General features: G+C 73.2%; 4 protein-coding genes (1 of these 4 only partly in view). 2 read left to right on the forward strand and 2 right to left on the reverse strand.

What is annotated here, in order from left to right; translation table 11 throughout:
* Window positions 1-10,416: the start of a type I polyketide synthase gene (locus ACZ6MA_RS06630; protein ID WP_469431610.1), read on the reverse strand. It extends 17,994 nt beyond the left edge of the window; the window shows 10,416 of its 28,410 coding nt (coding positions 1-10,416); the start codon lies at window positions 10,414-10,416; the stop codon falls past the left edge of the window.
* A 282-nt stretch (window positions 10,417-10,698) separates the two neighbouring features.
* Complete coding sequence (locus tag ACZ6MA_RS06635) at window positions 10,699-11,730, reverse strand: GDP-mannose 4,6-dehydratase (protein WP_469431611.1); 1,032 nt, start codon at window positions 11,728-11,730, stop codon at window positions 10,699-10,701.
* 353 nt (window positions 11,731-12,083) lie between these two features.
* Here ACZ6MA_RS06635 and ACZ6MA_RS06640 point away from each other — a divergent pair, with 353 nt between their 5' ends.
* Entirely contained in the window at window positions 12,084-13,835 is a 1,752-nt protein-coding gene (locus tag ACZ6MA_RS06640) for an ABC transporter ATP-binding protein (RefSeq protein WP_469431613.1), read from the forward strand.
* Between the two features lie 84 nt (window positions 13,836-13,919).
* Window positions 13,920-15,926, forward strand: a complete 2,007-nt coding sequence (locus ACZ6MA_RS06645) for an ABC transporter ATP-binding protein (RefSeq protein ID WP_469431614.1) — start codon at window positions 13,920-13,922, stop codon at window positions 15,924-15,926.
* Window positions 15,927-15,999 lie beyond the last annotated feature (73 nt).

Genomic DNA, 15,999 nt, shown 5'->3' on the forward strand with positions numbered 1-15,999 from the left:
CCGGCCGGAGAGGACGCTCGGCTGGCTGCCGGTGACCATGTGGCCCTCGGAGCCGGGCTCGGCGCCGCCGCGGCCGTATTCCTGGTAGCTGGAGCCGATGAAGGTGCCGGTCAGGCTGGAGCGCAGCGAGGCGGGGTCGATGCCGGCCCGCTCGACGGCCTCCCAGGTGGTCTCCAGCAGCAGGCGCTGCTGCGGGTCCATGCCCAGGGCCTCACGCGGGGAGATCCCGAAGAAGCCGGGGTCGAACTCGCCGGCCTCGTGCAGGAATCCGCCCTGGGTGGTGTAGGTCGTGCCGGCCCGGTCGGGGTCGGGGTCGTAGAGGCCGGTGGTGTCCCAGCCGCGGTTGGCGGGGAACTCCGAGATGGCGTCCACGCCGTCCGCGACGAGTCGCCAGAGCTGCTCGGGCGAGCCGGCCCCGCCCGGGTAGCGGCAGCTCATGCCGATGATCGCGATCGGTTCGTCGTCGGCCGCCGCCGAGGTGGCGACCGGGCCGGCCACGTCGATGCCGGCGCCGAGGATCTCCGCGCCCAGGTAGCGGGCCAGGGCCAGCGGGGTGGGGTAGTCGAAGACCATGGTGGCCGGCAGGGTGAGACCGGTGACCGTGCCCAGGCGCTTGCGCAGCTCCACGGCGGTCAGCGAGTCGAAGCCGGCCTCGCGGAAGGCGCGTTGCGCGGGGACGGAGTCCGCCGAGTCGTGGCCGAGGACCGCGGCGGCCTCGTCGCGGACCAGGTCCACCAGGAGCCGCTCCCGCTCGTCGTCGGCCAGGGCCCGGACGCGGGCGGCGTACTCGGAGGCGGCACCGCTCTCGTGGGCGGTGTCCCGCCGGAGGGCGTGGACCTCGGGCAGGTCGGCGAGCAGCGCGCTGGGGCGCATGGAGGCGAAGAGCGGGTAGTAGCGCTCCCAGTCGACGTCGGCGACGGTGACGGTGACGTCCCCCTGCACGACGGCGCGCCGCAGTTCGGTCATGGCGGTGCGCGGGGTGAGGAAGCCCAGGCCCTGGCGGGCCAGGCTGTCCGAGATGGCGTCGTCGACGGCCATGCCGGCCTCGGCCCACGGCCCCCAGGCGACGGATGTCGCGGCGAGGCCACGGGCGCGGCGGTGCTCGGCCAGGGCGTCGAGGTAGGCGTTGGCCGCGCCGTAGGCGCTCTGGCCGCCGCTGCCCCACACACCGGCGATGGAGCCGAAGAGGACGAACAGGTCGAGTTCGCGGTCGCCGAGCAGGGCGTGGAGGTTGGCGGCGCCCGCCGCCTTGGCCGACGTCAGCTCGGCGAAGGCGGCGACGGGGGTCTGCTCCAGGGGTGCGGCCTGGCCGACGCCGGCGGTGTGCACGACACCGGTCAGCGGCAGCTCGTCGGGGACGTTCGCGAGCACGGCGGCCAGGGCGTCCCGGTCGGCGACGTCGCAGGCGACGATCTCGACGCGGGCGCCCAGCGCCTCCAGTTCGGCGCGGAGTCCGTCCGCGCCGGGGGCGCCGGGGCCGCGGCGGCTGGTGAGCACCAGGTTCTCGGCGCCGCTGCGGGCGAGCCAGCGGGCGACGTCGGCGCCGAGCGCCCCGGTGCCGCCGGTGATCAGCACGGTGCCGTGGGCGGTGAAGGCGGTCTCGGCGGGCAGGTCCGCCACGACGGCGCGGGCGAGGCGGCGGCCGGAGAGGCCGGAGGCGCGGACCGCCACCTGGTCCTCGCCGTCGGTGCCGGCCAGGACGCCCAGCAGGCGCCGCACGGCGTGCTTGTCGAGCACCTCGGGCAGGTCGACGAGGCCGCCCCAGCCGCGCGGGTATTCCAGGGCGGCGACGCGGCCGAGGCCCCACGCGGCGGCCTGGGCGGGGTGGGTGACGGGGTCGGCGGGGCCGGTCGACACGGCGCCCCGGGTGGCGGTCCACAGCCGGGCGCCGAGCCCGCTGTCGCCGAGTGCCTGGGTGAGGGCGACCGTCAGGGCGAGTCCGGTGGTGAGCGGCGGGCAGGCCGTGCTCGGGCTCTCGTCCAGCGGGAGGAGGGACAGGATGCCGGTGAGGTCCTCCGCCCCCTCGACGGCGGCGAGCCGCTCGGCGAGGACGCTCCGGTCGGCGCACGACGCGTCGAGCACCAGGGCGCGGGCCCGGGTGCCGTGGGTGTTCAGCGCGGCGAGCAGGTCGTCGCGGAGCCCGGCGTCGGTCGCGTCGGTGCCGACGAGCAGCCAGTCGCCGTCCGCCGCCGGGGCGGCGGCCTGGCGCAGCCGGGTCCACTCGACGCGGTAGCGCCAGGTGTCGAGGAGGGCCTTCTCCTGGTTGCCCTGGCGCCAGGACGACAGGGCGGGCAGCAGCGAGCCGAGCGAGGAGACCTGATCGTCCTCCAGGCCCAGGATCGTGGCCAGTTCGTCGGCGTCGCCGCGCTCCACGGCGGCCCACAGCCGCTGGTGCGCGGGGTCGGCGGAGGCGACGGAGGTCACCGGCGCCTGGTTCTGCGGCCAGTAGAACTCGTGCTGGAAGGCGTAGGTCGGCAGGTCCACCCGGCGGGCCCCGAGGCGCGCGAGGGCGGCGGACCAGTCCACGTCCAGGCCGTGCGTGTGCAGGCGCGCCAGCGCCGCGGTGAGGGTCTGCTCCTCGGAGCGGTCGGCGCGCAGCACGGGGACGAGCAGGGCGCCGTGTTCGTCACCGAGGGTGTCCTGTGCCATGGCGGACAGCACGCCGTCGGGGCCGAGTTCCAGATAGGTGGTCACGCCCGCGTCGCGCAGGGTGCGGACGCCGTCGGCGAAGCGGACCGCGCCGCGCACGTGCCGCGTCCAGTAGTCGGGGGAGCGCAGCTCCTCCTCGGTGGCGAGCCGCCCGGTCAGGTTCGACACCAGCGGGATGGCGGGTGCCGCGTAGGTCAGGCCCTCGGCGACGCGCCGGAAGTCGTCCAGCATCGCGTCCATGCGGGGCGAGTGGAAGGCATGGCTCACCCGCAGGCGCTTGGTCTTGCGCCCCTGGGCCGCGAACGCGTCGGCGAGCTGACCGACGGCGTCCTCGTCACCGGCGACGACGACCGACGACGGCCCGTTGACCGCGGCGATCGACACCCGGTCGGTGAGCTGCGGCAGGATCTCTTCCTCGGTGGCTTGGACGGCCACCATCGCGCCACCGGCCGGCAGCGCCTCCATGAGTCCGGCCCGCGCGGCGACCAGCGCGCAGGCGTCGGTGAGGGAGAGGACGCCCGCGACGTGCGCGGCGGCGAGTTCGCCGATGGAGTGCCCGGTGACGTAGTCGGGGGTGATGCCCCAGGACGTCACGAGGCGGAACAGTGCGACCTCGACGGCGAAGAGGGCGGGCTGGGTCCAGCCCGTACGGTCCAAAAGCGCGGCGTCGGCCGACTCCGCGGCGGCGAAGAGCACCTCGCGCAGCGGGCGGTCCAGATGGGCGTCCAGACGCGGGGTCAGTTCGGCGAGGACCGCGTCGAGGGCCTCGGCGAAGACGGGGAAGCGCTCGTAGAGTTCCCGGCCCATGCCCAGGCGCTGCGAGCCCTGGCCGGCGAAGAGGAACGCGGTCCTGCCCGGGTGGGCGGCCTCGCCCTCGACGAGGTGGGCGTCGGGCCGGTCGGCGGCCAGCGCGGCGAGCGCGCGCAGCAGCGCCTCGCGGTCGCCCGCCACCGCGGCGGCGCGCTGGTCGAAGCGGGAGCGGGTGGTCAGCAGCGAGTACGCGATGTCGGCGGGGGCCAGCTCGGGGCGCGCCTCGACGTAGGACCGCAGCCGTGCCGCCTGCGCCCGCAGGGCCTCGCGGGTACGGCCGGAGATCAGCCACGGGACGACGGTCGCGGCGGGCGCGGTGTCGAGGGCGGACGGGGCGGTCCGCTCGGGGGCGGGGGCCGGGGGCTGCTCGATGATGGTGTGGACGTTGGTGCCGCTGATGCCGAAGGAGGAGATGCCGGCCCGGCGGGGGCGGCCGGTCTCGGGCCACGCGGTCTGCTCGGTGAGCAGCTCGACGGCGCCCTCGGTCCAGTCGACCTTGCTGGAGGGGGCGTCGATGTGCAGGGTGCGCGGCAGGACGCCGTGCCGCATCGCCATGATCATCTTGATGACGCCGGCGACACCGGCGGCGGCCTGGGTGTGGCCGATGTTGGACTTCACCGAGCCGAGCAGCAGCGGTCGGTCCTCGTCCCGGTCCCGCCCGTAGGTGGCCAGCAGGGCCTGGGCCTCGATGGGGTCGCCGAGGGTGGTGCCGGTGCCGTGCGCCTCGACGGCGTCGACGTCGGCGGGCGCGAGCCCGCCGCTGGCGAGTGCCTGGCGGATGACGCGCTGCTGGGACGGGCCGTTGGGGGCCGTCAGTCCGTTGGAGGCACCGTCCTGGTTGATGGCGCTGCCGCGGACGACCGCGAGGACCGGGTGCCCGTTGGCCCGCGCGTCGGACAGCCGCTCGACGACGAGCACACCGACGCCCTCGGACCAGCCGACGCCGTCGGCCGCGTCGGAGAACGCTTTGCAGCGGCCGTCCGCGGACAGGCCCCGCTGCTTGGAGAACTCCACGAACACCGACGGTGTCGACATCACCGTCACACCGCCGGCCAGCGCGAGCGAGCACTCGCCCGCCCGCAGGGCCTGCGCGGCCAGGTGCAGCGTCACCAGCGACGACGAGCACGCCGTGTCGACGGTGACCGCCGGGCCCTCCAGCCCGAAGGTGTAGGACACCCGGCCCGAGACCAGGCTCGGGGAGGTGCCGCTGCCCTGGAAGCCCTCGAAGTCACCACCGGCCAGGACGGCGCTGTAGTCGCTGTACATCACACCGGCGAACACACCGGTCTGGCTGCCGCGCAGGCTCACCGGGTCGATCCCGGCGCGCTCGACGGCCTCCCAGGAGGCCTCCAGCAGCAGCCGCTGCTGGGAGTCGGTGGCGAGCGCCTCGCGCGGGCTCATCCCGAAGAAGGCGGGGTCGAACTCGCCCGCGTCGTGCAGGAAGCCGCCCGAGCGGGTGTAGGCCGTGCCGGGGTGGTCGGGGTCGGGGTGGTAGAGGCCGTCGACGTCCCAGCCGCGGTTGGCGGGGAAGCCGGAGACCGCGTCGGTGCCCTCGGTGACGAGCCGCCACAGGTCCTCCGGCGACGTCACCCCGCCCGGATAGCGGCAGGCCATGCCCACGATGACGATCGGGTCGTCGGTGTCCACGGCCCGCGCGGCGGGCGCGTCGGGCGCGGACTGCGACCCGAGCAGCTCGTCGAGGACGTACCCGGCCAGGGTGCGCACGCTCGGGTAGTCGAAGACGAGGGTGGCGGGCAGCCGGAGCCCGGTCACGGTGTTCAGCCGGTTGCGCAGTTCGACCGCGGTCAGCGAGTCGAAGCCGAGGTCGCGGAAGGGGCGGGCGACGTCGATCTCGTCGGCGTCGGCGTGCCCGAGCACCAGGGCCACCTGGCCGCGCACCAAGTCCAGCAGGGCCGCGTCCCGGTCGGCGTCCGTCAGCCGGCCCAGGCGCTGCACCAGGCCGGTGGCCGTGCTCGACCCGGCGACGGCCGCGCGCCGGGCGCGGGTCCGGATGAGGCCGCGCAGCAGGGGCGGGACGTCGCCGTTCGCGCGGAAGGCGGGCAGGTCGAGCCGGACCGGCAGGACGACGGGTTCGTCGGCGGCCAGGGCCGCGTCGAACAGCGCCACGCCCTGCTCGGCCGTCAGGGCGGGCATGCCCGCGCGGGCCAGTCGCTGGAGATCGGCGTCGTCGAGCGTGTCGGTCATACCGCCGGACCGGTCCCAGGGTCCCCACACCAGGGAGAGGCCGGGCAGGCCCGCGGCGCGGCGCCGCTGGACGAGTGCGTCGAGGAAGGCGTTGCCGGCCGCGTAGTTGGCCTGCCCCGCGCCGCCGAACGTACCGGCGACGGAGGAGAACACTACGAAGGCGGTCAGGTGCGTCTCACGGGTCAGCTCGTGCAGGTTCCACACCGCGTCGACCTTCGGGCGGAGCACCGCGTCGACGCGCTCGGGCGTCAGGGAGGCGATGACACCGTCGTCGAGGACCCCCGCCGCGTGCACCACCGCGGTGACCGGGTGCCGGTCGAGGAGTTCGGCGAGGCTCTCGCGGTCGGCGATGTCGCAGGCGGCCACCACCGTCTCGGCGCCCAGCTCCGCCAGTTCCGCGACCAGGTCGTCCACCCCGTCGGCGGCGCGGCCCCGGCGGCTCACCAGCAGCAGTTCGCGCACCCCGTGCGCGGTCACCAGGTGCCGCGCCACGACCGCGCCCAGCCCGCCGGTGCCGCCGGTGACGAGCACCCGGCCCCCGGCATCCGGGAACACCGGCTCCGACACGGTGTCCGGCACCGGCACCCGGGCCAGGCGGGCGGCCACGAGTTCGCCCGCGCGGACGGCCAGCTGCGGCTCGTCGGCGGTCAGCGCCCGGGTGATCGCGGCGGCCGAGGTGTCGTCCGTGACGGCCGTCTCCATGTCCAGCAGGCCGAAGCAGCCGGGGTTCTCCGTCTGCGCCGAACGCACCAGACCCCACACCGAGGCCGCGGCGAGGTCGCCGCCGCCCAGTGCGCCACGGGTCACGAACACCAGGCGCGAGCCGACGAACCGCTCGTCGGCCAGCCACTGCTGCAGGTGGTCCAGCGTCCGGGCCACCAGGGCGTGCGCGGACGCGGCGGTCGCGTCACCGTCCGCACCGGCGGCGGTGATCAGCACCACGGCCGGGACCGCCGCGTCCGAAGCCGTCAAGGACGCCAGGTCCGGGTGCGCCACCGCGCCCGGCAGCGCCCCGGCCAGCCCGAAGGCGTCCGGGCCCACCAGGGCCACCGACTCGCACGCGGCCGACTCGGCCCGCACCGGCGCCCAGTCCAGCCGGAAGAGCGCGTCCCGGGCCACCCCGGCGGCGTCGCCGAGGCGCTGCTCGGACACCGGGCGCAGCACCAGGGAGTCGACGGAGGCGACCGGCTCGCCGGAGGTGTCGGCGACGGCGATCGAGACGGTGCCCTCACCGGCCGGGGCGAGCCGGACCCGCAGCGCCGAGGCGCCGGTGGCGTGCAGCGACACACCCTCCCAGGAGAACGGCAGCCCGCCCTGGCCCTGGGCGCCGAGGTCGGTGAACCGGGCCGCGTGCAGCGCCGAGTCCAGCAGCGCGGGGTGGAGGCCGAAGGCGCCCGCGTCGGCGTCGCCGCCCTCGGGCAGGCTCACCTCGGCGAAGACCTCGCCGCCGAGCCGCCAGGCGGCGCGCAGACCCTGGAAGGTCGTGCCGTAGCCGAAGCCGTCCTCCGCGAGGCGGTCGTAGAGGCCGTCGAGCGACACCGGCTCGGCCCCCGCCGGCGGCCACACGGTCGCGTCGAACGGCAGCCCGCGCTCACCGGCGGTGAGCACACCGGTGGCGTGCTGCGTCCACGGCAGTTCGTCGGCGCCGTCCGGGCGGGAGTAGACGTTGAGGGTCCGGCGGCCGGTGTCGTCGGGGCTGCCGATCCACAACTGCACCTGGATGCCGCCCTCTTCGGGCAGCGTCAGCGGTGCGGCGAGCGTCAGCTCCTCCACCCGGTCGCAGCCGACCTCGTCGCCGGCCCGGACGGCCAGCTCCAGGAAGGCGGTGCCGGGCAGCAGCACCGTGCCGCGTACGGCGTGGTCGGCGAGCCAGGGGTGGGAGCGCAGCGACAGGCGGCCGGTGAGCAGGGCGCCGTCGGAGTCGGCGAGGGAGACGGCCGCGGACAGCAGCGGGTGATGTGCCACGCCGAGTCCCGCGGCGCGCAGGTCGCCGGACTGGCCGGGGTTGTCCTTGGGCCAGTACCGCCGCCGCTGGAAGGCGTAGGTCGGCAGGTCGACGCGGCGCGCGCCGGTGCCCGCGAAGTAGGCGTCCCACGTCATGGGTACGCCCCGGGTGTGCAGACCGGCGAGGCCGGTGGTGACGGCCCGCACCTCGGGGCGGCCGGCGCGCAGCAGGGGCAGGGCGGCGCGGCCCTCGGCGCCGGCCTCGTCCAGGCAGCTCTGGGCCATGGCGGCGAGGACGCCGTCGGGGCCCAGCTCCAGGAAGGTGGTCACCCCGTGGTCGCGCAGCCAGTCGACGCCGTCGGCGAAGCGGACGGCCCGGCGGACGTGGTCGACCCAGTAGTCGGCGGAGGTGACCTGGGCGACGGTCACGGGCTCGCCGGTCAGGTTCGACACGAACGGCATCAGGGGCGCCTGGAGAGTCAGCCCGGACACCACCGCGCGGAACTCCTGGAGCATCGGCTCCATGAGCGGCGAGTGGAAGGCGTGCGAGACGCGCAGCCGCTTGGTCTTGCGGCCGTCGGCCTCCAGCCGGGCGACGACGGCGGCGAGCGCGTCCTCGGCACCGGCGATGACGACGGCGCCGGGGCCGTTGACCGCGGCGACGGACACCCGGTCGGCCGGCTGCTCGGCCAGCAGCGGCAGGACCTCGTCCTCGGTGGCCTGGACGGCCACCATGGCGCCGCCGGCGGGCAGTGCCTGCATCAGGCGGCCGCGGGCGGCGACCAGGGCGGCCGCGTCGGGCAGCGACAGCACACCGGCGACATGGGCGGCGACGATCTCGCCGATGGAATGGCCGGCCAGGAAGTCGGGCTTGACGCCCCACGAGCGCGTCAGCCGGAAGAGGGCGACCTCCACGGCGAACAGGGCGGGCTGGGCGTAGCCGGTACGCTCCAGCTCCTCTTCCCGCTCGCCCCACATGACCTCGCGCAGCGACCCGTCCAGATGGGGGTCGAGTGCGGCGAGGACCTCGTCGAGCGCCTCGGCGAAGACGGGGAACCGCTCGTACAGCTCGCGTCCCATGCCCAGGCGCTGGCTGCCCTGCCCGGAGAAGAGGAACGCGAGCTTGCCCTCGCCCTGGGTGGTGCCCTGGACACAGGCGGGCGCCGGGCGGTCCTCGGCCAGGGCCGTCAGACCGGCCACGACGTCGTCGTGCCCGGCCGCGACGAGCACGGCGCGGTGTTCGAAACCGGCCCGCGTCGTGGCCAGGGAGAAGGCGGTGTCGAGCACACCGGGGCGGGGATCGGCACTCAGGGCGGACAGCAGCCGTCCGGCCTGGGCCCGCAGGGCCTCGCGGGTCCGCCCGGAGACCACCACCGGCACGACGCCCGCCTCGACGGTATCGACGGTATCGACGCTGACGTCCGCCGGGCCCTCGGGACCGGTCGCGGGCTCGGGCTCGGGGGCCTGCTCGATGATGGTGTGGGCGTTGGTGCCGCTGATGCCGAAGGAGGAGACGGCCGCGCGCATCGGCCGTCCCGTCTCGGGCCAGACGGTGTTCTCCGTCAGGAGCCGGACGGCGCCCTGCGACCAGTCCACATGGGACGAGGGGGCGTCGACCAGCAAGGTCTTGGGCAGGACGCCGTGGCGCATCGCCATGACCATCTTGATGACACCGGCGACACCGGCGGCGGCCTGGGTGTGGCTGATGTTCGACTTGACCGAGCCGAGCAGCAGCGGCCGGCTCTCGTCGCGGTTGCGGCCATAAGTGGCCAGCAGTGCCTGGGCCTCCACCGGGTCACCCAGCGTGGTGCCCGTGCCGTGCGCCTCGACGACGTCGACCTCGTCGGCCGACAGTCGCGCGTTGACCAGCGCCTGCTGGATGACCGCCTGCTGGGACGGGCCGTTCGGGGCGGTCAGACCGTTGGAGGCGCCGTCCTGGTTGACGGCGCTGCCGCGCACCACGGCGAGGATCTCGTGCCCATTGCGCTGGGCGTCGGAGAGCCGCTCCAGCACCAGCACACCGACGCCCTCCGCCCAGCCGGTGCCGTCGGCGGAGTCGGCGAAGGAACGGCAGCGGCCGTCGGCGGACAGCCCGCCCTGACGGCTGAACTCGACGAACGTCGTGGGGCTCGCCATGACCGTGACACCACCGGCCAGCGCGAGCGAGCACTCCCCCGCGCGCAGCGCCTGGGCGGCGAGATGGAGGGCCACGAGCGAGGAGGAGCAGGCGGTGTCGACGGTCACGGCGGGACCGACGGCACCGAAGACATAGGAGATGCGTCCGGAGAGCACACTGCCGGTGTTGCCGGTGAGCTGGAAGCCCTCGACACCGTCGGCGGGGCCGACCCGGTAGTCCTGGGCCATCGCGCCCATGAACACACCGGTCCGGGTCCCGCGGATCGAGGTGGGGTCGATGCCGGCGCGCTCGAAGGCCTCCCAGGACGACTCCAGCAGCACCCGCTGCTGCGGGTCCATGGCCACCGCCTCGCGCGGGGAGATCCCGAAGAAGCCGGTGTCGAAGTCGGCCGCGTCGTGCAGGAAGCCACCGGAGTTGGTCTGCGAGGCGGCGAGGGCCTCGGGGTCCCAGCCACGGTCCGTGGGGAAGTCGGTGATGCCGTTGCCCCCGGCCTCGACCATCCGCCACAGGTCCTCCGGGCCGGCCACACCGCCCGGGTAGCGGCAGGTCATGCCGATGATGGCGATGGGCTCCTGGGAGACCGACTCCAACTCCTGCACCCGCTGCCGCGTCCGTCGGAGATCGGCTGTCGCTCGCTTGAGGTAGTCCCGGAGCTTCTGTTCGTTGTCCATCTCAACTCAACCAATCTCGACAGCCAGTGGCCGAACCTGAATCGCGCCGCCCGAACGTCACCCGGCAGGCACGTCTTGGCCTGGGGCGACGAGACTCGCGGCATCCGCGTCCGCGGAATGCCATGAAGCGAGTCTCGTCGCGACGTCGGCAAGAAATCCCTAGTTCTGCGCGGCGCTTCGTCCGCGACGGCGCGGCGGGACGCGGATACGCGTCACGCCGCGCCGGTTTTTTGACGCCTCGTGTCTGTTACTCGTTCTGGTGGGGTGCGGCCGGGCCGGGCGTCACCAGCTGCCGGCCAGCAGGAGGTCCCCGTACTCGTGCTCACGGGACACCTGCTGGAGGTCGGATTCGACCATCATCTGCATCAGCTGCGGGAAGTCGACGGTCGGCTCCCAGCCCAGCGCGGTACGGACCCGCCGGGTGTCCGCGCACAGCACCTCCACCTCGGCCGGCCGGACCAGGGCGGGATCGACGCTGACGTAGTCCTTCCAGTCGAGGCCCACGTGCTCGAAGGCATAGCGCACCGCGTCGCGCACGGTGTGCATCTGTCCGGTGCCCACCACGTAGTCGCCCGGCTCCTCCTGCTGGAGCATCAGATGCATCGCCCGGACGTAATCGCCGGCGAAGCCCCAGTCGCGCACCGCGTCGAGGTTCCCCAGGTGCAGCTTCTTCTGGTGGCCCAGCTTGATCCGGGCGACCGCCAGCGAAATCTTCCGGGTGACGAACTCCGCGCCACGGCGCGGGGACTCGTGGTTGAAGAGCATCCCGGAAACCGCGTACATCCCGAAGGACTCACGGTAGTTCTTCGTGATGAAGTGCCCGTACGTCTTCGCGACGCCGTACGGGCTGCGGGGGTGGAACCTGGTGGTCTCGCTCTGCGGAGTCTCGGCGGCCTTGCCGAACATCTCCGAGGAGGACGCCTGGTAGAAACGGATCTGGTTGCCGCCCGCGTGGCGGGAGCCGTTCAGTCCGCTCACCATGCGGATGGCTTCGAGCATCCGCAGGACACCCATGCCGTTGATCTCGGTGACGAGTTCGGCCTGCTGCCACGACATCGGCACAAAGGAAATCGCACCGAGGTTGTACACCTCGTCCGGCTGCACCGTGTCCACGGCCGATACGAGACTTGCCTGATCCATCAGATCGCCGTCCACGAACGACAAATCGGAGACCAGACGGCTCACCCGCGATTTCCGCGGATTGGCCTGCCCCCTGATCAATCCCCACACCTGGTAACCCTGCGACAGCAGGTGTTCCGCCAGGTAAGAACCGTCCTGTCCGGTGATCCCAGTGATCAACGCGCGCCTGGACATGTCATCCCCTTCTCTCCCCCGGACAGACCGCCCGCACGCAGAGCTGTCCCACCACGGGAGCGGAACATGCGAGAGTCCGACGGTGAACGCACCGGAAGAATGACCGGTCGATGAACTGGCACCGAATGCGCTGCTGTCCGGCCGATATATGCGACCGCACGCTCGCAGTCGCCCGACGGCAGTGTCAAGAAAACGCCGACACACTAGGGAATTTGCGAGACCGGCCCCCGCGAACGGCCCCTCCGGCGACCCCCGGTAGCCACCATGGCGGCGAACACTAGGGATTCTCCTGTGCGTTGTGCGGTGGACTGGGCGGGCCGGCGGTCCGTCGGCCCTGCCGTCCGGAGAGTTCGGTGCTGATCAGACTCCTGCGTGCCCGCCTGCGCCCCTACCGCCGCTCCGTCACCCTGCTCGTGCTGCTGCAACTGGTACAGGTCCTGGCCACGCTGCTGCTGCCCGTCTTCGGTGCCGCGGTCATCGACAACGGCGTGGTCGAGGCCGACACCGGTTACATCTGGCGGGTCGGCGGCGTCATGCTCGCCGTGGCGGTCACGCAGATCGCCTGCGCGATCGGAGCCGTCACCCTCGGCGCACGCGCCTCGATGGCCCTCGGACGCGATCTGCGGTCCGCGGTCTTCCGACGGGTGCTGGACTTCTCCGCCCGCGAGGTGGGCCGCTTCGGCACCCCCTCACTGATCACCAGAACGGTCAACGACGTCCAGCAGATCCAGGCCCTGACCCAGTCGGCCCTGGGCATCGCGGTGTCGGCACCCATCATGTGCGTCGGCAGCGTCCTGCTGGCGTTGCGGCAGGACGTGCCGCTGTCGATGTTCCTGGTGGCGATCGTCGTGGTGATCGCCGGTGCCTTCACGCTCGTCCTGACCCGGATGAGCCCGTGGTACGCCCTGATGCAACAACGCGTCGACCAGGTCAACCGGATGCTGCGTGAGCAGATCACCGGGGTCCGGGTGGTGCGGGCCTTCGTCCGGGACACCCACGAACGCGAACGGTTCACCCGGACCAACACCGAGATGACCGAGCTGTCCCTGCGCGTGGCCCGGTTGATCGCGGCGATGCTCCCCCTCGTCATGATGGTGATGAACACCTTCATGGTGGGGCTGATCTGGTTCGGGGCCCGGCGCATCGAGACCGGTGCGATGCGGATCGGTGCGCTGAGCGCCTTCCTGAGCTATCTCGGTCTGATCCTCATGTCGGTCGTGATGGTGACGTTCGTCTTCCTGGCCGTACCGCGCGCGAAGGTGTCCGCCGCACGCATCCAGGAGGTGCTCGACACCGAGCCGAGCGTCAGGGCTCCCGCCGCACCGGTCCACACGGGCACCGACATCGGCCGCCTGGAGTTGCGGGCCGTGGAGTTCCGCTACCCGGGGGCACAGGAGCCGGTGTTGCGCGACATCGACCTCACCGCCGGCCCCGGGGAGACGGTGGCGATCCTCGGCAGTACCGGCAGCGGCAAGACCACGCTGCTGAACGTGCTGCTGCGGCTGTTCGACCGCACGGGCGGCTCCGTCCTGGTGGGCGGCGTCGACGTGCGCGACTACGACGCCGGGGCGCTTTCCCGCACCATCGGATTCGTGCCCCAGAAGCCCTACCTCTTCTCCGGCACCGTGGCGAGCAACCTCCGGTTCGGCAGCCCGGGCGCGAGTGACGAGGAGCTGTGGCACGCCCTGGGGATCGCCCAGGCCCGGGAATTCGTCGAGCGCATGCCCGGGGGCCTCGCCGCGCCGGTCGCCCAGGGCGGTACGAACCTCTCGGGCGGCCAGCGCCAGCGGCTGTCCATCGCGCGCACCCTGGTGCGCCGGCCCGGCGTCTACCTCTTCGACGACTGCTTCTCGGCGCTCGACTACGCCACCGACGCCGCGCTGCGGGCGGCCCTCGCCCCCGAGATCGCGGGGGCGACGGTGGTCGTCGTCGCCCAGCGGGTCAGCACCGTCCGGGACGCCGACCGCATCGTGGTCCTCGACGCCGGGCGCGTCGTGGGCACCGGCACCCACGAGGAGCTGATGCGCGACAGCCCGACCTACCGCGAGATCGCGCTCTCCCAGCTCACCAGCGAGGAGGCCGCCGGTGCGACGCCACGACCGTGACGGTGACGAAGGCGCCCTCGCGCCCGGACGCCAGGGCGCACCCGGACCCCCACCCCCCGGTACCCACAGGAAAGGCGGGGCGGCATGACTCCCCCGGTCAAGGTCGGCGCGGCACCGGGCACGTCCCCCCGGGAGCCCGGCACCGTCGCGGACGGGGACCCGGGCACCTCACCTGAGGGCACCGGGCCGTCGGAGAAGGCCCGCGACCCACGCGGTACGGTCCGCCGGGTGCTGGGACTGCTCCGCCCGCAACGGGCGCGGGTCGCCGTGCTGCTCGGCCTCGGCATCGTCGGCGTCACCCTGAACGCCCTCGGTCCGAAGCTCCTCGGTGACGCCACGGACCTGGTCTTCGCCGGTGTCGTCGGCAAGCGGGTGACCACGGGCGAGTCCAAGGAAGCCGTCGTGGAACGGCTGCGCGCCGAGGGCCACGACTCGCTCGCCAATGTCTTCGCCACGGTGGACGTGGTGCCCGGCCGGGGCATCGACTTCGACGGGGTCGGACGGCTGCTGCTGATCGTCCTCGCGCTGTACGCCGCCGCGTCGCTGTTCACCCTGCTGCAGGGGTGGCTGGCCACGGCCGTCGTCCAGCGGGTCGTGTTCGATCTGCGCGAGCGGGTGGAGGCCAAGCTCGGGCGTCTGCCGCTCAGCTATTTCGACCGCAATCCGCCGGGCGAGGTGCTGAGCCGGGTCACCAACGACGTCGACAACCTGCAGCAGACCCTCCAGCAGTCACTGAGCCAGCTGATCACCGCGGTGTTCTCCACGCTGAGCATGCTGGTCCTGATGTTCGTGATCTCCCCCCTGCTGGCGCTGATCATGCTGATCGGGGTGCCCGTGTCGGCGCTGCTGGCCACGCTGATCGTCAAACGGGCGCAGCCGCAGTTCGCCGCGCAGTGGGCGGCGACCGGCACGCTCAACGCCCATGTCGAGGAGATGTACAGCGGTCACTCGCTCGTGAAGGGCTTCAACCGGCGGGAGCTGGCGGAACGGGCCTTCGACGAGCACAACGAGGCCATGTACCGCGCGGGCGCGAAGGCACAGTCCGTCTCGGGCACCATCGAACCGTCGATGATGTTCATCGCCAACCTCAGTTACATCGTCGTGGCCGTCGTCGGCGCGCTGCGGGTGGTGAGCGGCTCGCTGTCGATCGGCGAGGTGCAGGCGTTCATCCTGTATTCCGGCGGGTTCAGCCGGCCGGTCGTCGAGGCGGCGAGCGTCGCGGGCCGGCTGCAGTCGGGCGCGGCGTCCGCCGAGCGGGTCTTCGCGTTGCTCGACGCGGACGAGCAGGAACCCGACCCGCCGCGGCCGGCCCGGCCCGGACGCGTCGAGGGGCACGTGGAGTTCGAGCGGGTGTCGTTCGCCTACACCCCGGGCACCCCGCTGATCGAGGATCTGTCGCTCACCGTGCTGCCCGGCCAGACCGTGGCGATCGTCGGACCGACCGGGGCGGGCAAAACCACCCTGGGCAATCTCCTCATGCGCTTCTACGAGGCCGACGGCGGGCGCATCCTGCTGGACGGCACGGACATCGCGGGGATGAGCCGCGAGGAGCTGCGCGCGAACATCGGTCTCGTGCTGCAGGACGCCTGGCTGTTCGGCGGCACGATCGCCGAGAACATCGCGTACGGGCGGCCCGACGCGACCCGCGAGGAGATCGTCGCCGCGGCGCGCGCCACCTGTGTGGACCGCTTCGTGCGGACCCTGCCCGACGCGTACGACACCGTGCTCGACGACGAGACGTCCAGCGTCAGTGCCGGTGAGAAGCAACTGATCACGGTGGCACGGGCGTTTCTCACCGGGCCGGCGATCCTGGTGCTGGACGAGGCGACGAGTTCGGTCGACACCCGTACGGAGGTCCTCATCCAGCGGGCGCTGAACTCGCTGCGCGAGGGCCGCACCAGCTTCGTCATCGCGCACCGGCTCTCGACCATCCGGGATGCCGACGTCATCGTCGTCATGGAGGCCGGGCGGATCATCGAGCGGGGCACCCACGAGGAACTGCTGCGGAACGCGGGCACCTACGCCCGGATGTACACCGCCCGCGCCCTGGCCCCGGGCGCGGAGCCGGGCGGACCGGCCGGCCGGCGGTGACAGGCCTCCCCCCGGTTACAAGATCTTTAAGCGGAGCGATGGCCGTATTCACCTTATTGAGGGGAAAGATGAC

Source organism: Streptomyces sp. NPDC042259 (genome assembly GCF_055582085.1).